This window comes from Flavobacterium sp. F52, assembly GCF_000278705.1.
In the GTDB taxonomy this organism is placed as follows: domain Bacteria; phylum Bacteroidota; class Bacteroidia; order Flavobacteriales; family Flavobacteriaceae; genus Flavobacterium; species Flavobacterium anhuiense.
In genome coordinates, this window is the sequence record NZ_AKZQ01000026.1 from 341,423 (window position 1) to 361,576 (window position 20,154).

A 20,154-nucleotide genomic window follows, 5' to 3' on the forward strand; every position below is an offset into this window, starting at 1 on the left:
TGTAATAAATTGCATTAATTGTAATTTATTGCATATTCTAAATCAGATGAAGAATGCTGAATTTTTCTCGCTTTATACAATTTTAAACCTTAAGCAAAAAGAAGGAGTGGGAATCTGTAATTTTTTTTTATTACATAAATTACATTTTCATTTTTTGTAAGAAATAGATTCTTTTAGTGTTTTAAATAAAAGATTATTCTTAAAGTTTTAATTTTTAGAATCAGAAAATAATTGGGTTGAAATAAAAAAAGCCTTTCTGATTTTACTCAAAAAGGCTTTTGGATTATTTAAATGAGACTGTTAGTCCCTACTAGAAATTTTTGTTAAAAGTCTTAGGAATTCGATATACAACCAAACCAAAGTAATCATCAATCCCATTGCTCCATACCATTCCATAAATTTTGGCATTTTTTCTCTTGCTCCTTTTTCAATTAAATCAAAATCCAAGAAAAGATTAAGAGCAGCAATGATGATAACAAAAACACTTATACCAATACTCATCATAGAATTTCCATAATGAACAGGTGTCCAGCTTGAAAACATTGATACAACCCAAGAAATTAAATAATATGTTGCAATTGCTAATGTAGCCGCAACGACAACAGATTTGAATTGTTCTGTAACTTTAACGATTCTAAATTTATACAAACCAAGACAAACCAAGAAAGTAACAAGAGTTGCACCAACTGCATTAATTACGATTCCAGGAAATTTTAATTCAAATATTGCAGAAATACCTCCTATGAATAATCCTTCAAATAGGGCATATCCTGGAGCTAGGTAAGGAGATAATTGCGGTTTAAACGAAGAAACTAATACTAAAATGAAACCAACAATAGCACCGCCAATTGTAGGCAACATTGGATTTATTCCGTTAAAAGTCATCCACCATGTTACCATAGCAGCACCACACAAAATAAGGAATAAGATTGCTGTTTTGTTGATAGTTCCAGACACCGTCATTTCTTGATTGTAGTCAATAATCTGAGCTTGGTGTACTTCTGTCCTTGGTTCAGCGTTTGATGAAAAACGCTTACTGTTTAAAAATGGATTTTTTGAATTAAAGTTCATATTTTAATACATTTAATTGAACTCAAATATATGGAGATTTTTTGAAGTGCAATTATTGCAAAGAATTTTTTAACATGAATTTCTGTTCTTATGTAAGGCATAAAAAAAATCCATTAAAAATTAATTTAATGGATTTTCGAGTATTTTAAATCAAGAGGTTATCTTATTTCAATAAGTCTAAAACTAATGATGGGAATAAACCTAATGCAATGTTTAAAGCAATTGATACCACAGCTGTAGCATAAATAAGGAATGGTTTTCCTGTTCTTTCTTGATTAGGTTCTTTAGAATACATTGCAATAATAAGTTTAAAATAATATCCAACACTTATAATTGAGTTGATTACTGCAACGATTACTAAACCAATATATCCTGCTTGAATGGTTTGGTCGAATAAGAATAACTTGGCAAAGAATCCAGAGAAAATTGGAATTCCGGCCATTGACAATAATGAAGCTGTAAGGATTGCTGCTAATAGCGGATTTGTTTTTCCTAAACCATGGAAGTTTGTAATATCTTCATTATCATGATCTCTGCAAACATATAAGATTACACTGAAAGCCGCGATCCCTGCCAATGCATATGCAGCAGTATAATACAATAGAACTCCAGCAGAAGCAGAAACCGTTAATAATGTCATTAACATGAAACCTGCATGAGAAATTCCAGAGAAAGCAAGCATACGTTTTACGTTTACTTGTCTTAATGCCATGATATTACCAACAGACATTGAAGCAATAGAAATGATAACTACAATAACTTCAAACGTATGTAAAAGATCTTGATTGTCGAGTGAAGCAATTACATTCATGCCAGAGATTAGCTTAAATAGAGTTGCAATAGCTACTACTTTTGCTAAAGTACTCATCAAGGCAGTTGTTAGAGCTGGAGAACCTTCGTAAACGTCTGGAGCCCAGAAGTGGAAAGGAACAGCTGCCACTTTAAATAACATTCCGATAATCATTAAAATCAATCCAATAGGAAACCAGATCGGTAATTCTGCAGATAAAGCGCTTTCGTGGATTTCACTGATATCAAAAGTTCCCATTGCTCCGTAAATCAAGCAGATTCCGAATAAAATAATTCCAGAAGCAAAAGATCCCATTAAGAAATATTTCATACCTGCTTCGTTACTCTTTATATTCAAACGGTCACTTGCCGCTAAAACATATAAAGCAATAGATAGAATTTCGATTCCTAAGAAGAACATTGCTAAGTTTCCAAAAGAAACCATTGCTACAGCTCCAGCTAGTAAGAAAACTTTAATAGCAACATAATCAGAAATTTTCGTTGGGTGATTATGGTAAAAATTATGGCTTAATGCTACAAGGAAAATAGTCAAAACGATAAACAATGATGAAAAAGCTGTAGAAAACTTACTCACTGCTATCATATTGTTGTAATAACTTTGTTCTGCTCCAAATTCACAGTAATTAAGTGCCAATACGCCTAATAAACCCAAAATGGTAATAGGAACGATCGCCTTTCTTAAATTAAGAATTTCAAACAATAGGCAGAAAATACCCAATCCTGTTATAGCTATTAATGTATTCATTTTTATCTTTTTGATTTAGGATTTCAATTTTTAAGCTTAAATCCTAATTTATTTTTTGTTTAAAATATTAGTTCTTATTGATAACTTGTAAAATGTTTTCCAAGCTTGGTGTAATCAAATCTGTGATTGGTTTTGGATAGAAACCAAAGAATAATAAAACTGCAATGATTACAGCAAATGAAATTCCTTCGTTAAGCGTAACATCTGCAAAAGCTTTAGAATTAGTTTCTCCTAACATTACATGCTGGAACATTCTTAACATATAGTAAGCTCCTAGAATAATAGTAGTACCGCCAAGAATAGCAAACCAGATGTTGATTTGAGATAAACTGTATAATACTGTAAACTCTCCAACAAAGTTAAATGTGCTTGGTAATGCAACAGAAGCCAATACTAAGATTAAAAACATTGAAGTGAATCTTGGAGATTGTGCACGGATTCCTCCCATTTCGCCAATTTCTCTAGTTTCGTATCTTCTAAAAATTACTTCAGCAGCAAAGAACAATCCTACCACAACAAAACCGTGAGCGATCATTTGCATAACTGATCCTCTAAAACCGTCAAGAGTCAAAGTGTAAGATCCAGCGGCAATTAATCCAACGTGAGCAAGAGAAGAATAAGCTAATAATTTCTTTAAATCTTTTTGTCTTAAAGCTACGATAGAGCCGTAAACAACTCCAGCAATTCCTAAAGCAATAAAAATATGCATATATTCTTTAGCCGCGATTGGTGCAAGTGGCAATTGCCAACGTAGAACACTGTACAATCCCATTTTTAGCATGATACCAGATAGAAGCATTGTTCCAACTGTTGGTGCTTTTTGGTACACATTTGCTTGCCAAGTATGGAAAGGAATAATTGGAATTTTAATAGCATAAGCTAAGAAGAAAGCCAAGAAAACCCAGAATTGCTCGCAAGCAGATAAGTTTACTTTGTATAAATCTTCAATTAAGAAAGAACCAGCTTTTGTGTATAAGTAAATAAAAGCAGTTAACATGAATAATGAACCAGCAAGTGTGTAAATAAAGAATTTAACCACTGCTTTTCTGCGTTCTTCAGCATCGCCATTACCCCAGATCAAAGCAATAAAGTAGATTGGAATAAGTGCTAGCTCCCAGAAGATATAGTATAAAAGACCGTCAGCTGCTAAGAAAGTTCCTGCCATAGCAAAAGCCATAAACAAGATTAATCCATAAAAGCCTTTTGCATTTTTATATTCATTTCCGAAAGAAGAAAATATAATAATCGGAGTTAAAGCTACAGTTAATAAAACCATTGCAAGCCCAAGTCCGTCACCACTTAAAGCGAAAGAAATTTTTGGCTGATTGATCCAGCTGTTGATTACGCTGATATTTTCGCCAGCATTATAATTATTCAATAATACAATTGAACATCCTAAAGCTGCTAAACTAAATAATAAAGCAACTTTTGAAGCTAGTTTGTCACCAGAAAAATAAGTGGCAAATGCACCAATTAAAAGTATAATTAATATAGTAGAAACGTTCATAGTAATAATATTATTGAGCTAAAAATATATAGGAAACAATTGCACAAAGTCCTAAAACAAAAACAAATAGATATAATCCTATACTTCCGGTTTGTAATTTTTTTCCTTGGAAAGCAATTTCGTTTGCTATTTTACCTAATCCAAAAACAAGAGCAGATAATCCTGTCTCGATATAGTCTCTAAAGAATTTAGATAAACTATTAATTGGCTGAACAAATACTGCATCGTAAACTTCGTCTACATAATATTTGTTATATAAAACTTTGCTTAAACCAGTAATGTTTTCATCAGATTCTGGAACATTATCTTGTTTAAAGTATTTTACGTAAGCGATTAAAATTCCTAGTAATCCACCTAAAACAGCAACACCCATCAAAGTGTATTCAGTTGTGCCTAAGTGGTGTTCTTCTCCAGCTACTTTCGTGAAAAGAGGAGCTAAGTAATGATTTAGCCAGCTGTTTCCAGGTAAACTGATCAATCCTCCAAAAGTCGCCAAAATAGCTAAGATGATAAGTGGAATAGTAATTAATGAACCACTTTCGTGTAAATGATGTTTTTGTTCTTCAGTTCCTCTAAATTCTTTAAAGAAAGTCAAGAACATTAAACGGAACATATAGAAAGCTGTCATGATTGAAGCAACTGATCCAACAACGTATAATGGAATACTGTGGTGGAATGCTGTCAATAAAATTTCGTCTTTAGAGAAGAATCCAGAAAAGAATGGAACTCCAGAAATTGCTAATGAAGAAATTAACATAGTCCAGAATGTGATTGGCATTGCTTTACGCAAACCTCCCATATTACGCATATCTTGCTCTCCGTGTAATCCGTGAATTACAGATCCAGATCCTAAGAATAAACAAGCTTTGAAGAAAGCGTGAGTGATTACGTGGAAAACAGCTACTTCATAAGCTCCAAATCCTAATGCTAAAAACATCAATCCTAATTGAGAAACTGTAGAGTAAGCCAATACTTTTTTGATATCGTTTTGAACTAATCCAATTGTAGCAGCAACCAATGAAGTGATTGCTCCGATAATTGCAATAACAGATTGAACATCTGTTGCAAGGTCAAAAACAAAGTTTAATCTTGTTACCATAAAAATACCAGCGGTAACCATTGTTGCCGCGTGGATTAATGCAGAAACTGGAGTTGGACCAGCCATCGCATCAGGTAACCAAGTGTATAACGGAATTTGAGCAGATTTACCACAAGCTCCAATAAATAAACATAAAGCAGCTAAAGAAAGCAATGGTAAATTTAAGTTAGTAGTTCCGGCAATTGCCGTTTTTAAAGTTGCATAATCTAATGTAGAGAACATCGATCCGATGATGAACATTCCGATTAATAAACCTAAATCTCCAATTCTGTTCATGATGAAAGCTTTTTTTGCAGCATCATTGTAATCTTGGTTTTTATGCCAAAATCCAATTAATAGGTAAGAGCAAAGTCCAACACCTTCCCATCCGATGAAAAGAACTAATAAGTTGCTTCCAATTACAAGCGTAATCATGAAGAATACGAATAGATTTAAATAGGCAAAGAATTTGTGCATATTTTCATCATCGTGCATGTAACTGATAGAGTATAAATGAATCAAAGATCCAATTCCAGTTACAAAAAGTAACCAAAGAATAGATAATTGATCTAATAAAAATCCTAGATTGATTTTTAAGTTGCTAATTTGTATCCAATCAAATAAAGTAACTTCAATTCCTTTTCCAGTTGAAGTTATTTGATTAAAAAGTAAAAGAGAAACTACAAAAGAAATTGCTACGGCAATAGTTCCGATTGCACCAGAAACTGTTTTTCCTAAGCTTTTTCCAAAAAAGACATTTACTAGAAAACCTAGTAAAGGAGTTAAAACTAAAATTAAAGCTAAATTGGTATCCATTTCTGATTATCCTTTTAAATTTTTTAAATTATCGATACTGATTGATCCGATATTTCTAAAGATAGAAACTAAAATGGCCAATCCTACCGCAACTTCGGCTGCAGCAACCGCCATCGAGAAGAACACAAAAACTTGTCCTTGCGCATCTTGATGATAAGTTGAAAAAGCAACAAATAAAAGGTTTACCGCATTCAACATAATTTCGATAGACATGAAAACGATAATAGCATTTCGTCTGTACAATACACCAAAAATACCAATACAGAAAAGTACAACACTCAAAAAGATGTAGTTTTCAATACCTATTTGATTTAATATATTACCCATTATTTATTTAATTTTTCTTTTTTAGACAATAGAACTGTTCCAATCATAGCAACCAAAAGTAAGATCGAAGCAAATTCGAACGGAACCATATATTCGTTCAATAATATTTTACCTAAAACTTTAATTGATTGGAAATCTTCTCCAGTAGAATCGTATTCACCAACAATCGGTTTCGAGTTGATAAAGATTGTAATCAAAACAATCAAAATTAAACAGAAGGACACAATAGCACCTAAACGTGTGATTCTAGGACGGTGAACTTCTCGCTGTTCGTTCAGGTTCATCAACATGATGGTAAACAGGAACAGAATCATAATAGCTCCGGAGTAGACTATTATATGAACAACAGCTAAGAACTGAGAATTTAATAGTAAATAATGACCAGCAATAGAAAAGAAACAAATCACTAAGTAAATAGCCGAGTGAATCGGGTTTCTACTGAAAATAGTCAAGAAAGCAGTAATAACGGTAATAAACGCTAAAAAGCAAAAGATAACTTGAATAGTTGTTGCGTGTGCAAAATCAGGAATATGTATCATTTAGTTCGCGTTTTTAAGTTGAGCATTTTTCAAAGCCATTTCTAAAGGCATTACTAATTTATCTTTCCCGAAAATGAAATCTTCTCTGTTGTAACTAGCAGGAACTAACACTTTAGACTCAGTTAAGTAAATAGCGTCTTTTGGACAAGCTTCTTCACATAAACCACAGAAAATACAACGAAGCATATTTATTTCGTAGATCTCAGCGTATTTCTCTTCTCTATATAAGTGTTTTTCATCAGGTTTACGTTCTGCAGCTTTCATAGTGATTGCTTCAGCAGGGCATGATAATGCACATAATCCGCAAGCAGTACAGTTTTCACGGCCTTGCTCATCGCGTTTCAACATGTGCTGACCGCGGTAAACCGGACTCATTTCACGAACCTGTTCTGGGTAATGAATGGTAACTTTTTTTCTGAAAAGGTGTTTGACAGTAATGATTAAACCTTTTACAATCGCCACAAGATACAATCGCTCAACAAAAGACATCTCCTTATTTGAGACCACCTTTTTTCTACCCGATAATGATATAGTTTCTATTGACATTTTTACTATTATAGTTTATGATTTACAATTTGATATTCAATCAAATTCAAAATCTATTTTGTTTTTATTTGAAGCTTATTACGGTTCTTAGAATCCTAAAGCTGCTGCAATATCGTGTCTTAAAATAACAACACCTGTAATCATGATATTAATAATCGAAAGCGGAATTAAAATTCTCCAGCCTAAGTTCATTAATTGGTCATATCTAAATCTTGGAATTGTCCAACGCACCCACATATAAAAGAATATGAAGAAACATATTTTAACGAACAATGCCGCGATCCCTAATAAGTTAGCTGCATTTACTCCTACATTTTCTACCATCCATTGCATTCCTGGGTAGTTGTATCCGCCAAAGAATAAAACAGAAATAATAGTAGAAGAGATAAACATACTTGCGTATTCAGCAAATAAATAGAATCCCATTTTCATTGATGAATATTCTGTATGGTAACCTCCAATTAATTCGTTTTCACATTCTGCTAAATCGAAAGGAGTTCTGTTGGTTTCTGCAAATGAACAGATTAGGAAAATTAAGAATGATAATGGCTGATAAAAAACATTCCAGTTCATTCCTTGTTGCTGTAATGAGATTTCTTTTAAGCTCATTGTTCCTGTCATCATCAATAAAGCAATTATTGATAATCCCATTGCAATCTCGTAAGAAACCATTTGAGAAGCTGCGCGGATAGCTCCCATCAAAGAGAACTTATTGTTAGAAGCCCATCCACCAATCATGATGCCGTAAACCCCAACAGAAAGAACTCCAAAAATGTATAATAAAGCAATATTTACGTCGGTAGCTTGAAGAATAATGTCTCTTCCAAAAAGATGTAAGCGATCTCCCCACGGAATTACAGCACTTGTCATCAAGGCTGTACTCATTGCAATTGCCGGACCTACAACGAATAAAAATTTATTTGGCGTATTTGGGAAAAACTCTTCTTTTGAGAATAATTTCATACCATCAGCAAGTGGCTGTAATAAACCTCCCCATCCAGCTCGGTTTGGTCCAACACGGTCTTGCAAAAAAGCAGCAACTTTACGTTCTGCCCAAGTAGAATACATTGCCATAATCATTGTTACCGCAAAAACGACAACAATAACAACACTCTTTTCTATAATAAATGCACTTTCCATTTCTTATTGTTTTTGGTCTTTATCAGTTAATGGAATTGCTGCCATACTAATCTTTTTACGGTCGATATCTCTACCTAAAAGAATGTTCTTTTCTGTATCGATTTGAACTTTCTCTAATTTTTGAGTGTAATTGTTTTGGTTTATTACAGAGTCTTTTTCAAACTCTCTTGGTCCTTCAATTACCCAGTCATTCACATCTTTGTGATCAAAACGACAGCTGTTGCAAATAAATTCTTCAACTTCATGGTACTCGTCTTTACGACCCGTTACACGCTGAATTTCTCCTCCAAACATCCAAACAGTAGTTTTACCGCAGCATCCTGGAGTTGTACATTCTCTATGTGCGTTGTAAGGTTTGTTAAACCAAACTCTTGATTTAAAACGGAAAGTTTTATCTGTTAAAGCTCCAACCGGACAAACATCAATCATGTTTCCAGAGAACTCATTATCGATAGCTTTAGAAATACCTGTTGAGATATTAGCGTGATCACCACGATCTAATACTCCGTGAACTCTGTTGTCTGTCAATTGATCTGCAACTTGTACACATCTTTGGCATAAAATGCAACGGTTCATGTGAAGTTGGATATTTGGACCAATATCTTCTGGTTCAAATGTTCTCTTTTCTTCAATGTAACGTGATTTCGGATTTCCGTGCTCAAAACTTAAATTCTGTAAATCACATTCTCCCGCCTGATCACAAATAGGGCAGTCTAATGGGTGGTTAATCAATAAAAACTCTGTTACAGATTTACGCGCTTCGGTAACTCTGGCAGAAGATTTACTGTTTACTTCCATTCCGTCCATACATCCTGTTACACAAGATGCCATTAATTTTGGCATTGGTCTTGGGTCAGCTTCACTACCTTTAGAAACTTCAACTAAACAACAACGACATTTTCCTCCGCTGCCTTTTAATTTTGAGTAATAGCACATGGCTGGCGGCACCAAATCTCCACCAATCATACGTGCAGCCTGCAGGATCGTTGTTCCTGGTTCTACGTCTATACTTTGACCGTCTATGGTTACTTTCATCTCTTATTTGTTTTTTTAGTTTCAGGTTTCAGGTTTCAGGTTTTCACATGAAACTAAAAAAACTTGAAACTTTAAACTATTTTATACTGTTTGTTTGCCTACTAAATGCTTAACTTGTGAGAAAGGCTCGGCAACAAAGTGATCTCTATTTTTGATTTTTTCAGGGAAACGAACGTGATATTCGAACTCATCTCTAAAGTGACGAATTGCAGCTGCTACTGGCCAAGAAGCTGCGTCTCCAAGTGGACAGATTGTGTTTCCTTCAATTTTACTTTGAATGCTCCACAATAATTCGATATCTTCTTCACGGCCTTGACCGTTTTCGATTCTCCATAAGATTTTTTCTAACCATCCTGTTCCCTCGCGGCAAGGCGTACATTGCCCGCAAGATTCGTGGTGGTAGAAACGGGCAAAGTTCCAAGTGTTTCTAACGATACAAGCTGTGTCATTATACACGATAAATCCTCCAGAACCTAACATAGATCCAGTAGCAAAACCACCATCACTAAGAGATTCGTAAGTCATTAAACGATCTTCTCCGTTTGCTGTTTTGAAAATCAAATCAGCAGGTAAGATTGGCACAGATGAACCTCCAGGTACAAATGCTTTTAAAGGACGATCAGAAGACATTCCTCCTAAATATTCGTCAGAATTCATGAACTCATCTACGCTTAAACCTAATTCTATTTCGTAAACACCAGGATTTTTAATGTGTCCAGAAGCCGAAATTAATTTAGTTCCTGTAGAACGTCCAATTCCAATTTTAGCATAATCATCTCCAGAATTGTTTACAATCCAAGGCACAGTCGCAATAGTTTCAACGTTGTTTACAACAGTTGGATTTGCCCAAAGACCAGAAACGGCTGGGAAAGGTGGTTTAATACGAGGATTTCCTCTTTTACCTTCCAATGATTCGATCAATGCTGTTTCTTCTCCACAGATATAAGCTCCAGCTCCACAGTGAACGTGAAGTTCAAGATCATAACCTGTTCCTAATATATTTTTTCCTAACCATCCGGCAGCTTTTGCTTCGGCGATTGCTCTTTCTAAGATTTTGAAAACCCACATATATTCTCCACGTATGTAGATATATGATAGGTTAGCGCCCAAAGCGTAGCTTGAAGTAATCATTCCTTCGATCAATAGGTGAGGAATAAATTCCATCAAATAACGATCTTTGAATGTTCCAGGCTCAGATTCGTCGGCATTACACACTAAGTGTCTAGGTCTTCCTGATTTTTTGTCAATAAAGCTCCATTTCATTCCAGCAGGGAAACCTGCACCACCACGACCACGTAATCCTGATTTTTTTACTTCTTCAGTAACTTCATCTGGAGTAAGTGTTTTTAAAGCTTTTTCTACAGAAGCATAACCGCCATTTTGGCGATACACTTCGTAGGTTTTAATTCCAGGAATATTGATTTTATCTAATAATATTTTTTGTGACATCTTATTTATCGTGTAATATTATTTTATCCTCTCTACAATCAGCAATGATCTGATCGATTTTCTCTTCTGTCAGTTTTTCTTTGTAGAAATCTCCCAATTGCATCATTGGAGCGTATCCGCAAGCACCTAAACATTCTACACCGGCAATAGTGAACATTCCGTCTGGAGTTGTTTCACCCATTTTAATGCCCAATTTTTCAGAAGTATAATCCATTAAATCTTCGGCACCACGTAAGCAGCAACAAGAAGTCTGGCAGAATTCAAACATGTACTTACCAATTGGCTTCTGGTTGAACATCGTATAGAAAGTAACCACTTCATAAACCTCGATTGGTTTTATCTGAAGAATCTCGGCAACTTTATCTTGCAATTCAATACTAAGCCAGTTGTTGTGTGCATCCTGAACTTCGTGCAAAACAGGCAATAAAGCCGATTTTTGTTTGCCCTCGGGATAATGACTGATTAATTCATTGATGCGATTCATCAATGCCTCGGTCATGTTTATTTCTTGTTTGTAATGTTTTCTTTCCATTTTATTCTTGTTTTGCCACAAAGGCGCAAAGGCACAAATTTTTTAATCTAAATTTTATCTTCTAAAATCTAAATTTTTAGGCGTCTAATTCTCCTGCAATTACGTTCAAACTTGAAAGGATGATAATTGCATCAGAAAGCATGGCACCTTTAATCATTTCTGGGAATGCTTGATAATAAATAAAGCAAGGTCTTCTGAAATGTAATCTATATGGAGTTCTACTTCCGTCTGTTATTAAATAGAAACCGATTTCTCCATTTCCTCCTTCTACTGGATGGTAAATTTCTGCAACTGGTACAGGAACTTCTCCCATTACAATCTTAAAGTGATAAATTAAAGATTCCATAGAAGTGTAAACATCTTCTTTTGGAGGAAGGTAGTAATCTGGAACTTCAGCGTGATATTCGTTTCCTGGAGGCATTTTTTCTAATGCCTGACGAATAATGCTTAAACTTTCCCAAACTTCAGCGTTACGAACACAGAAACGATCATAAGTGTCTCCTGATTTTCCAACAGGAACAATAAAATCGAAATCTTCGTAAGATGAGTAAGGTTGTGCAACACGTACGTCGTAATCGACTCCAGCAGCACGTAAATTTGGACCTGTAAATCCGTAAGCCATTGCTTTTTCAGCAGTGATTGCACCAACGTTTACAGTTCTATCAAGGAAAATTCTATTTCTCTCGAATAAATTTTGGAATTCTTGCCAAACAGGTGGGAATTCTTCTAGGAATTTGTCTAGTTTTTTGAAAACTTCTGGAGACCAGTCTCTTTCAAAACCACCAATTCTTCCCATATTTGTAGTCAAACGAGCTCCACAAATTTCTTCATAGATTTCGTAGATTTTTTCTCTAAATTGAAAAACGTATAAGAAACCAGTATACGCACCAGTATCTACACCCAAAATCCCGTTACAGATAATGTGGTCTGTAATACGAGCCAGCTCCATAACGATAACTCTTAAATACTGAGCTCTTTTAGGAACTTCAATACCTAATAGTTTTTCTACTGTCATCCACCATCCCATATTATTAATAGGAGATGAACAATAGTTCATACGGTCTGTAAGTGGTGTAATTTGATAAAAAGGACGATTTTCGGCAATTTTTTCGAATGCTCTGTGGATGTAGCCAATCGTTGGCTCAGCCTCAAGAATTTTTTCACCATCCATCAGCAGGATATTTTGGAAAATACCGTGTGTGGCAGGGTGTGTAGGACCTAAATTCAGTACAGAAAGTTCGCTTCCGTCGTCGTTTAATCTCTCCTTAATTATTTTAGCATAACGATGCTCTGGTGGTAATAATAGTTCTGACATTTTATAATGTTGAATTATTTTTTAGCAATTTGATGTTGTTCTTCCAAAGAATCTGTCGTCCTTGTCAGTTCTTCCGCTGTCTTCCAGTGGGAATTCTTTTCTCATTGGGTGAGACTGCATTTCGTCCATATTTAAAATACGTTTCAATTGAGGGTGTCCTATAAAGTTAACTCCAAAGAAATCGTAAGTTTCTCTTTCCATCCAGTTTGAACTCAAGAAAATATTGGTAATCGATTTGATTTCTGGTTTTTCACCATTTAAGAAAACTTTGATTTTTAATCTTTTGTTTTCATACCAGTTGTGTAAATGGTAAACAACCGCAAACTGACGTTCTGTTTCGTTATCTGGATAGTGAATTCCGCATAAATCTGTTAAGAAATGAAAACGTAATTCTGGATCGTTTTTAAGGAATAGAATCAAGGCTGTAATTTTATCAGCCGAAGCTTCTAAAGAAAAAATATCTCTTTCTTGTTGAAAGTTAAAAACATCGTTACTGAATGTTTCTACAAGTTTGTCTTGAATCAGGGTATTTTCTAAGGCCATCTTATGAGATATTATATGAAGCTAATAATTCTTGGTATTCTGGAGAGCTTCTTCGTCTCACCGATTCGCTTTTTACCAATTCCTGAAGTCTCATAACTCCATCAACAATTTGTTCTGGTCTTGGCGGGCATCCTGGCACATAAACGTCAACAGGAATAACTTTATCAATTCCTTGAAGAACAGAATACGTGTCGAAAACACCTCCTGAAGAAGCGCAGGCTCCAACAGCAATTACCCAGCGAGGTTCAGACATTTGCTCGTATACTTGTCTTAAAATTGGCGCCATTTTTTTAGAAATAGTTCCCATTACTAAAAGCATATCTGCCTGTCTTGGCGAGAAGCTCACACGCTCAGAACCAAATCGAGCTAAGTCATAGTGAGATGCCATTGTTGCCATGAACTCGATACCACAGCATGAAGTCGCGAAAGGAAGCGGCCATAATGAGTTGGCTCTTGCTAAACCAACAACATCATTAAGTTTTGTCGCGAAGAAACCTTCGCCAACAACTCCTTCTGGCGGTGCAACCATATTTACTTTTGAATCGCTCATTTTATTTTAGATTTCTGATTTTAGATTTTAGATTTTGTAATTCTAAAAAAGTAAAATCAATTTTTTAAATCAGTACTTTAAATTTTGAGTTCAAATTTTAAATCTCAGAATTAGATAAATCTTAAATCTCAGATCTAAAATCTAAAATCGTTATTCCCACTCTAATGCTTTCTTTTTGATGATGTAAAAGAACCCAACCAAAAGCAAAGACATGAAAACTAACATTTTTAACATTCCTTCAATTCCTAAGTCTTTGAAGTTTACTGCCCATGGATAAAGGAAAATAACCTCTACATCGAACAACACAAACAAAATGGCAACTAAGAAGTATTTTACAGAAAAAGGAATACGGGCATTACCAACAGATTCGATACCGCATTCGAAGTTTTGATCTTTAACTTCAGAGGATCTTTTTGGTCCTAATTTCCCAGAAATGATGATTGTTCCTACCACAAAACCAACAGCTAGAATAAACTGCATTAAAATAGGAATGTAACTGTATTGATCAGATTGCATAAACTTTGATTTTATACTTAAAAAATGAGCCACAAAGATAACTTGGAAGTCTGTAAAACACAAGTTAAAAAAGGATTTAAGTAGGGTGCCAAACGGCGTTTATGTCTAATTTTTATTCATTATAAATAACAAGGTGGTATTTTAATATTTTTTTAAGATTTGGGGTAAAAAAAAACGTCCCGATATTTTCGGGACGTCTTCTGAGACCATTCAGAGGCAAAAAAAAATAATTGCTATATTTTTCTTAGATCACTGCTACTTTAGCAGCAACTTTCCCTTTTCTTCCTTCTTCTTCTTCGTAGCTTACACGGTCACCTTCGCGTAATTCTTCCGCGTTAATTCCTGAAGCGTGAACGAAGATGTCCTTTCCTGTTTCTTCGTCTGTAATGAACCCATAACCTTTAGATTCATTGAAAAATTTTACTGTACCTGTACGCATTGTAATTGTAATAATAATTTATAATAAAACAAATGTAACATATAAAATCATACAAAAGACAAATACGTGTTAATTTTTTGTAAAAATTATTGATTTACAGTGTTTTTACGCGGTTTATTGCATCAATTTGTTTATAAAATAGCATAATTTGCGAATCATTAATTGTAAGAATATAAAAATATTAAAATTGTAAGAATATGATAATTTAAAAAAATTATCATTTAAGATTTTTCTTAACATTTTGTTAAAATAAAAAAGCCGCTGAATTTTCAACGGCTTAAATATTTTTTATGATTATTTTACTGCTTTTAGGCAATATCAACTTTTATACGAAGTTCTTTCAATTGTGCATCGTCAATTGCTGCAGGGGCATCGATCATGACGTCACGCCCAGAATTATTTTTAGGGAATGCAATGAAATCTCTAATGGTTTCTTGTCCTCCTAAGATAGCAACAAGTCTGTCTAAACCAAAGGCTAATCCCCCGTGTGGCGGTGCTCCAAATTGAAAAGCATCCATTAAGAATCCGAATTGCGTTTTTGCTTCTTCTTCAGTAAATCCTAAATATTTGAACATTAATTGTTGTGTCGCTTTATCGTGAATACGAATAGATCCACCTCCAATTTCATTACCATTCAAAACCATATCATATGCATTTGCACGAACTTTTCCTGGTTCTGTTTCCAATAAAGCCATGTCTTCTGGTTTTGGCGAAGTAAAAGGGTGGTGCATAGCATGGTAACGCCCACTTTCTTCGTCTAACTCTAACAATGGAAAATCTACAACCCATAATGGAGCAAATTCTTCAGGATTACGCAATCCTAAGCGAGTTGCCAATTCCATACGTAGAGCAGATAGTTGTGCACGAGTTTTATTAGCTGGACCAGAAAGAACAAAAATCATATCACCAGGATTTGCTTCCGTTGCTTTTGCCCAATTTGTTAAATCATCCTGATCGTAGAATTTATCTACAGATGATTTGTAAGTTCCGTCTTCGTTACATTTTACGTAAACCATTCCAGACGCTCCAACTTGAGGACGTTTAACCCAGTCAATTAATCCATCTATTTCTTTACGAGTGTAATTTCCGGCTCCAGGAACAGCGATTCCGACAACTAATTCGGCTGCATTAAAAACAGGGAATTCTTTATGCTGTGCAAATTCGTTCAATTCTCCAAATTTCATTCCGAAACGAATGTCCGGTTTGTCATTTCCGTATGTTTTCATGGCATAGTCGTACGTGATTCTTGGGAATTTATCTACTTCAATGCCTTTAATTTCTTTTAATAAATGTCTTGTCAAGCCTTCAAAAATATTCAAGATATCTTCTTGCTCTACAAATGCCATTTCGCAGTCAATCTGAGTAAACTCTGGCTGACGGTCTGCACGTAAATCTTCGTCACGGAAACATTTTACGATTTGAAAATATTTATCCATTCCGCCCACCATCAATAATTGTTTGAAAGTCTGAGGAGATTGAGGCAATGCATAAAACTGACCTTCGTTCATACGGCTTGGCACAACGAAATCTCTTGCTCCTTCTGGAGTAGATTTAATTAAGTAAGGCGTTTCAACTTCGCAGAAATCCAGATCAGAAAGATATTTGCGAACTTCCATTGCCACTTTATGACGGAATAACAAACTGTTTTTTACAGGATTTCTTCTAATATCCAAATAACGATATTTCATTCTGATGTCTTCTCCACCGTCAGTTTCATCTTCGATTGTAAATGGAGGAGTAAGAGCAGTATTCAAAATTGTTAATTCAGAAACTAAAATTTCGATTTCACCAGTTGGAATATTTTTGTTTTTGGCTTCACGCTCAATAACAGTTCCTTTTACCTGAATTACAAATTCACGACCCAAAGTTTTGGCCAATTCAAAAACAGTTTTATCGGTACGACTTTCGTCGAAAATAAGCTGTGTGATTCCATAACGGTCGCGTAAATCGACCCAATTCATAAATCCTTTATCACGTGATTTTTGAACCCAGCCCGCAAGTGTAACTTCGGTATTAATATTTGAAGCGTTTAATTCGCCACAATTATGACTTCTATACATAATCAAAATTTTAGACTGCAAAAGTAAACACAAAATTCAAATTAATATAGTAAAGTGATAAGTTGATTCAGAATAATTTTAAATATTTTGTTAATTCTAAAAATCCGAAGCTTTAATTTCTTTAGTTTTGATTCATCTAAAAACTAATATTAATACCTATGAAAAAACTTTTTGTTGCAGGTTTGATAATTTTCAATGCACTTTATATTGTTGCCCAAAGCAAAAATTCAATTAAGTTCACAGCTAAAATTGCCAATAGAAATAGTGATACTTTAGTGATTAAAGGAAGAGATAATTTCAGGCAAGTAATTCCAATTGATAAAAAAGAAATTTTTGCTGCTACTTTTGATGCTCCTCAAGGATTCTATGTTTTTTCCGATGGAACAGAATCGTCTAATTTATATTTAAAGCCAAATTCTGAACTTAATTTAACCATGAATGCCAAAGAATTTGATGAAACGATTGTATATAAAGGTAAAGGTGTGGATGAAAGTAATTTTTTGGCACAACAGGCTTTAAAAGACGAAAGCTTTCAGAAAGATGCTTTTGCTAAAGAATCAGGCGAATTTACTGCTTTGCTTGATAGTAAATTAAAAGCAGATACAGAGAGTTTAGAAAAAGGAAATTTTGCTCCAGAATTTAAAACAGCTCTAAAACGCAGTTTTGAAAGTTTCCACCAATATGCAGCCGAAGAGTATGAAAGAGTTTCTAAAGCAAATAAGATGGTAGGAAAACCGTCTCCTGGATTTGACTACGAAAATTTTAAAGGAGGAAAAACAAAGCTTTCTGATTTAAAAGGAAAATATGTTTATATCGATCTTTGGGCTACTTGGTGTGCGCCTTGCAGAGCTGAGATCCCGTATTTGCAAAAAATTGAAGAGAAATACCATGGAAAAAATATTGAATTTGTAAGCATCTCTATTGACAAAGCAAAAGACAATGAAAAATGGAAAAAGTTTGTAACCGATAAAAAATTGGGAGGCGTTCAATTGTTTGCAGATAAAGATTGGGAATCTGAGTTTGTTGTGAATTATGGTGTGACAGGAATTCCGCGATTTATCTTAATAGACCCACAAGGGAATATTGTGAAATCTGATGCATCAAGACCATCTGATCCTGAACTAGATAAACAACTTAGCGCATTATTGAACTAATTTATTTACGAAATTTACAACGTTATCGTAAAACTCAAATATTTCTAGAATACCAGTAAAACCAGTGCCTTAGCGCTGGTTTTCTTATTTTATGCATTTTTCCAATGTTAAGTTTTTAATCTATGTTACCAAATTGTTAAGCAAAAGTTTTTTTAATGTAAACAATTAACTATATTTGATAAAGATTTCTTAACATTAAATACCTAAAGATATGAAAAAGAGTGTAATTTTAGCTGCAATATTGTTCTCTGGAATTGTAGTTGCACAAGAAGGAAAGCCTGAATTAGAAGCTGCTGGGAATAAGGTAAAAGCAACGTATTACTATGACAATGGTAAAGTGCAGCAAGAAGGCTTTTTTAAAGACGGTAAATTAGACGGTGTCTGGGTATCTTATGACGAAAAAGGAAATAAAAAAACCGTTGGAGAATACACAGACGGAGTTAAAACAGGAAAATGGATTTACTTTAATGAAAACAGTTTAAGCGAAGTTGCTTATGTAGACAACAAAGTAAGCTCAGTTAAAAGTTTACAGAAAAATGCTTTGGCAAACAGAAATTAGTCATAATTTCAAAAATCAATTATAAAAAGACCGTTTCGTTTTTAATGAGACGGTTTTTTTATGCTTTACTTTTTTTAGATTTTCTACTTCTTCCAAACCAAATTATGAATCCGCTGACAGGAAGTGCGGCAGCAATTAAACTCACAGTAAAAGCTATTATTTTTCCTGGAAGATCTAAAACTTGTCCCGTGTGTATTCCGTAATTCATTTCGACAACTTGCAGTCCGAGGCTTTTTTCATCAAAAGTTTGGCTTTGGATTAATTTTCCGCTTGACGGATGAAAATAATAATTACTCTGCTGATCATAGCGTAACGTATGTGGATAAGCACCTGTGCTGACAATATCGCCTTTTTTCTGCGGAATCATTATAAAAAACATTTCTGCTTTTGGCTGCAGTTTCTGAGTTTGAGTAAATGCTTTGTCAATTGCTGTAACCGAATTTGCTTTGAACGAGGTTGTATCAATTATAGGTGTTTTTGTTTCAACTGCTTTGTCTCCGCCAAAATTTAAAGATTTATAAATTCCGTCACCAACCCATTCGTAGGTAAAAGTAAGTCCGGTTATGCCTAGAATTAAGGCTATTATAGAAATATAAAAACCAGTAGTATTATGCCAGTCGTAATTAACGCGTCGCCATTTTGCTGACCATTTTATGGTAAAGCTTCTTTTGATATCGCTTTTTCGTTTTGGCCACCATTGTATGATTCCCGAAATAAGCAATAAAATAAAAATGATGGTTGCTCCGCCAATAATATGCTTTCCGATATAATCGGGAAGGAGCAGATATAGATGAATGTATTCTACAATAATGAAAAAGTCGGTTTCTGGATTTTCCGATTTTAAATATTTTCCGGTATACGGATTAAAATATAAGTAGAGATTTCCAGCATCTGAATAAGTATAAACAATCGCCGATCTATCTTTTCCATAATAAGCGACCATGGTGGCCTTGTTTTCAGGAACGGTTTCTTTTGCTTTTTCCTGCAGCTGAGATGGTGATAGAAAAGGTTTGTTTTGAGGTTCAACCAAACGCCATTCTTTTCTGGTAATGTCTTTTATTTCATCATGAAAACAGAAAATGCAACCTGTAATACAGACTATAAAAACAATAACCCCAGAAATTAATCCGAGCCATTTATGTATAAAACGTATTTTGGTTTTGAATCCCATTTTTTGATTAAAAGCGTAAAAGTATGCTCAAAATCTATATAGGGCAAATATTTCTAAAGCATTTTGTTTGTAAAGGTAAGTGTTGGTCAAAGAAAAATCTCGGAAAGTCGCAAAGTCGCAAAGTCGCAAAGATTTTGTTTCCCGCAGATTTTTGCAGATTGAGCAGATTTTTTTAATATTTTTTTCTGCTTAATCTGCAAAATCTGCGAGAGAAAATCATTCCATTTTTCTAATCTGTAGCTTTAAATAAAA

20 protein-coding genes are annotated in these 20,154 nt (G+C 34.4%); 2 read left to right on the plus strand and 18 right to left on the minus strand.

Translation table 11 applies throughout. From position 1 onward, the window contains the following. Positions 1-300: 300 nt before the first annotated feature. The 17 genes from FF52_RS12985 to aspS all read right to left on the minus strand — a co-directional run bounded on the left by FF52_RS12985 (position 301) and on the right by aspS (position 17,018). Positions 301-1,071 (minus strand): Bax inhibitor-1/YccA family membrane protein, encoded by a 771-nt coding sequence (locus FF52_RS12985; protein WP_008466098.1) that lies wholly within the window; start codon positions 1,069-1,071, stop codon positions 301-303. A 163-nt stretch (positions 1,072-1,234) separates the two neighbouring features. Further along, the gene (locus FF52_RS12990; protein ID WP_008466099.1) at positions 1,235-2,626 is read right to left on the minus strand and encodes an NADH-quinone oxidoreductase subunit N; all 1,392 of its coding nucleotides are present in this window, start codon (positions 2,624-2,626) and stop codon (positions 1,235-1,237) included. A 67-nt stretch (positions 2,627-2,693) separates the two neighbouring features. Continuing rightward, positions 2,694-4,133: a complex I subunit 4 family protein gene (locus tag FF52_RS12995; protein WP_008466100.1), complete on the minus strand. Its 1,440-nt coding sequence runs from the start codon at positions 4,131-4,133 to the stop codon at positions 2,694-2,696. Positions 4,134-4,143: 10 nt separating this feature from the next. Continuing rightward, entirely contained in the window at positions 4,144-6,027 is a 1,884-nt protein-coding gene (nuoL, locus tag FF52_RS13000; protein WP_008466101.1) for an NADH-quinone oxidoreductase subunit L, read from the minus strand. A 6-nt stretch (positions 6,028-6,033) separates the two neighbouring features. Continuing rightward, on the minus strand, positions 6,034-6,354 hold the full coding sequence (nuoK, locus tag FF52_RS13005) for an NADH-quinone oxidoreductase subunit NuoK (RefSeq protein ID WP_008466103.1): 321 nt from the start codon (positions 6,352-6,354) through the stop codon (positions 6,034-6,036). After that, positions 6,354-6,893 (minus strand): NADH-quinone oxidoreductase subunit J, encoded by a 540-nt coding sequence (locus tag FF52_RS13010; RefSeq protein ID WP_008466105.1) that lies wholly within the window; start codon positions 6,891-6,893, stop codon positions 6,354-6,356. The genes nuoK and FF52_RS13010 overlap by 1 nt, the downstream gene beginning before the upstream one ends. Continuing rightward, complete coding sequence (locus FF52_RS13015) at positions 6,894-7,439, minus strand: NuoI/complex I 23 kDa subunit family protein (RefSeq protein WP_035691504.1); 546 nt, start codon at positions 7,437-7,439, stop codon at positions 6,894-6,896. Positions 7,440-7,526: 87 nt separating this feature from the next. Next, the gene (gene nuoH, locus FF52_RS13020) at positions 7,527-8,579 is read right to left on the minus strand and encodes an NADH-quinone oxidoreductase subunit NuoH (protein WP_008466108.1); all 1,053 of its coding nucleotides are present in this window, start codon (positions 8,577-8,579) and stop codon (positions 7,527-7,529) included. A 3-nt stretch (positions 8,580-8,582) separates the two neighbouring features. After that, the gene (locus FF52_RS13025) at positions 8,583-9,614 is read right to left on the minus strand and encodes a 2Fe-2S iron-sulfur cluster-binding protein (protein WP_008466109.1); all 1,032 of its coding nucleotides are present in this window, start codon (positions 9,612-9,614) and stop codon (positions 8,583-8,585) included. 81 nt (positions 9,615-9,695) lie between these two features. After that, the gene (gene nuoF / locus FF52_RS13030) at positions 9,696-11,063 is read right to left on the minus strand and encodes an NADH-quinone oxidoreductase subunit NuoF (RefSeq protein WP_008466110.1); all 1,368 of its coding nucleotides are present in this window, start codon (positions 11,061-11,063) and stop codon (positions 9,696-9,698) included. Position 11,064: 1 nt separating this feature from the next. Further along, positions 11,065-11,595: a complex I 24 kDa subunit family protein gene (locus FF52_RS13035; RefSeq protein WP_008466111.1), complete on the minus strand. Its 531-nt coding sequence runs from the start codon at positions 11,593-11,595 to the stop codon at positions 11,065-11,067. 76 nt (positions 11,596-11,671) lie between these two features. Further along, a complete protein-coding gene (locus FF52_RS13040) occupies positions 11,672-12,910 on the minus strand; it encodes an NADH-quinone oxidoreductase subunit D (RefSeq protein WP_008466112.1) in 1,239 nt (412 codons plus the stop codon). A gap of 21 nt (positions 12,911-12,931) precedes the next feature. Further along, positions 12,932-13,453: an NADH-quinone oxidoreductase subunit C gene (locus FF52_RS13045; RefSeq protein WP_008466113.1), complete on the minus strand. Its 522-nt coding sequence runs from the start codon at positions 13,451-13,453 to the stop codon at positions 12,932-12,934. 1 nt (position 13,454) lies between these two features. Continuing rightward, positions 13,455-14,003 carry an NADH-quinone oxidoreductase subunit B gene (locus tag FF52_RS13050; RefSeq protein WP_008466114.1) on the minus strand — a complete coding sequence of 183 codons (549 nt, stop codon included), beginning with the start codon at positions 14,001-14,003 and terminating at the stop codon, positions 13,455-13,457. 150 nt (positions 14,004-14,153) lie between these two features. Continuing rightward, positions 14,154-14,519, minus strand: a complete 366-nt coding sequence (locus FF52_RS13055) for an NADH-quinone oxidoreductase subunit A (protein ID WP_008466117.1) — start codon at positions 14,517-14,519, stop codon at positions 14,154-14,156. Between the two features lie 244 nt (positions 14,520-14,763). After that, positions 14,764-14,958 (minus strand): cold-shock protein, encoded by a 195-nt coding sequence (locus tag FF52_RS13060; protein WP_007137066.1) that lies wholly within the window; start codon positions 14,956-14,958, stop codon positions 14,764-14,766. Positions 14,959-15,266: 308 nt separating this feature from the next. Further along, positions 15,267-17,018 carry an aspartate--tRNA ligase gene (aspS, locus tag FF52_RS13065; protein ID WP_008466126.1) on the minus strand — a complete coding sequence of 584 codons (1,752 nt, stop codon included), beginning with the start codon at positions 17,016-17,018 and terminating at the stop codon, positions 15,267-15,269. 158 nt (positions 17,019-17,176) lie between these two features. On the opposite strand from aspS, the gene FF52_RS13070 reads away from it, so the two are divergent. Further along, positions 17,177-18,172, plus strand: coding sequence for a TlpA family protein disulfide reductase (locus FF52_RS13070; protein WP_008466128.1), 996 nt, complete (start codon positions 17,177-17,179; stop codon positions 18,170-18,172). 211 nt (positions 18,173-18,383) lie between these two features. Then, entirely contained in the window at positions 18,384-18,731 is a 348-nt protein-coding gene (locus FF52_RS13075; protein ID WP_008466129.1) for a toxin-antitoxin system YwqK family antitoxin, read from the plus strand. Between the two features lie 58 nt (positions 18,732-18,789). Here FF52_RS13075 and FF52_RS13080 read toward each other — a convergent pair whose 3' ends face one another. Further along, positions 18,790-19,902, minus strand: a complete 1,113-nt coding sequence (locus tag FF52_RS13080) for a PepSY-associated TM helix domain-containing protein (RefSeq protein WP_008466132.1) — start codon at positions 19,900-19,902, stop codon at positions 18,790-18,792. Positions 19,903-20,154 lie beyond the last annotated feature (252 nt).

Bases quoted from the DNA above. Each gene is read 5' to 3' on its own strand.
- FF52_RS13035 (WP_008466111.1), bottom strand. From the start codon at position 11,595: ATGGAAAGAAAACATTACAAACAAGAAATAAACATGACCGAGGCATTG.
- FF52_RS12995 (WP_008466100.1), bottom strand. From the start codon at position 4,133: ATGAACGTTTCTACTATATTAATTATACTTTTAATTGGTGCATTTGCC.
- FF52_RS12990 (WP_008466099.1), bottom strand. From the start codon at position 2,626: ATGAATACATTAATAGCTATAACAGGATTGGGTATTTTCTGCCTATTG.
- FF52_RS13045 (WP_008466113.1), bottom strand. From the start codon at position 13,453: ATGGCCTTAGAAAATACCCTGATTCAAGACAAACTTGTAGAAACATTC.
- FF52_RS13075 (WP_008466129.1), top strand. From the start codon at position 18,384: ATGAAAAAGAGTGTAATTTTAGCTGCAATATTGTTCTCTGGAATTGTA.
- nuoL (WP_008466101.1), bottom strand. From the start codon at position 6,027: ATGGATACCAATTTAGCTTTAATTTTAGTTTTAACTCCTTTACTAGGT.
- FF52_RS13015 (WP_035691504.1), bottom strand. From the start codon at position 7,439: ATGTCAATAGAAACTATATCATTATCGGGTAGAAAAAAGGTGGTCTCA.
- FF52_RS13040 (WP_008466112.1), bottom strand. From the start codon at position 12,910: ATGTCAGAACTATTATTACCACCAGAGCATCGTTATGCTAAAATAATT.
- nuoK (WP_008466103.1), bottom strand. From the start codon at position 6,354: ATGGGTAATATATTAAATCAAATAGGTATTGAAAACTACATCTTTTTG.
- FF52_RS13060 (WP_007137066.1), bottom strand. From the start codon at position 14,958: ATGCGTACAGGTACAGTAAAATTTTTCAATGAATCTAAAGGTTATGGG.
- nuoH (WP_008466108.1), bottom strand. From the start codon at position 8,579: ATGGAAAGTGCATTTATTATAGAAAAGAGTGTTGTTATTGTTGTCGTT.
- FF52_RS13050 (WP_008466114.1), bottom strand. From the start codon at position 14,003: ATGAGCGATTCAAAAGTAAATATGGTTGCACCGCCAGAAGGAGTTGTT.
- FF52_RS13010 (WP_008466105.1), bottom strand. From the start codon at position 6,893: ATGATACATATTCCTGATTTTGCACACGCAACAACTATTCAAGTTATC.
- nuoF (WP_008466110.1), bottom strand. From the start codon at position 11,063: ATGTCACAAAAAATATTATTAGATAAAATCAATATTCCTGGAATTAAA.
- aspS (WP_008466126.1), bottom strand. From the start codon at position 17,018: ATGTATAGAAGTCATAATTGTGGCGAATTAAACGCTTCAAATATTAAT.
- FF52_RS13025 (WP_008466109.1), bottom strand. From the start codon at position 9,614: ATGAAAGTAACCATAGACGGTCAAAGTATAGACGTAGAACCAGGAACA.
- FF52_RS12985 (WP_008466098.1), bottom strand. From the start codon at position 1,071: ATGAACTTTAATTCAAAAAATCCATTTTTAAACAGTAAGCGTTTTTCA.
- FF52_RS13070 (WP_008466128.1), top strand. From the start codon at position 17,177: ATGAAAAAACTTTTTGTTGCAGGTTTGATAATTTTCAATGCACTTTAT.
- FF52_RS13055 (WP_008466117.1), bottom strand. From the start codon at position 14,519: ATGCAATCTGATCAATACAGTTACATTCCTATTTTAATGCAGTTTATT.
- FF52_RS13080 (WP_008466132.1), bottom strand. From the start codon at position 19,902: ATGGGATTCAAAACCAAAATACGTTTTATACATAAATGGCTCGGATTA.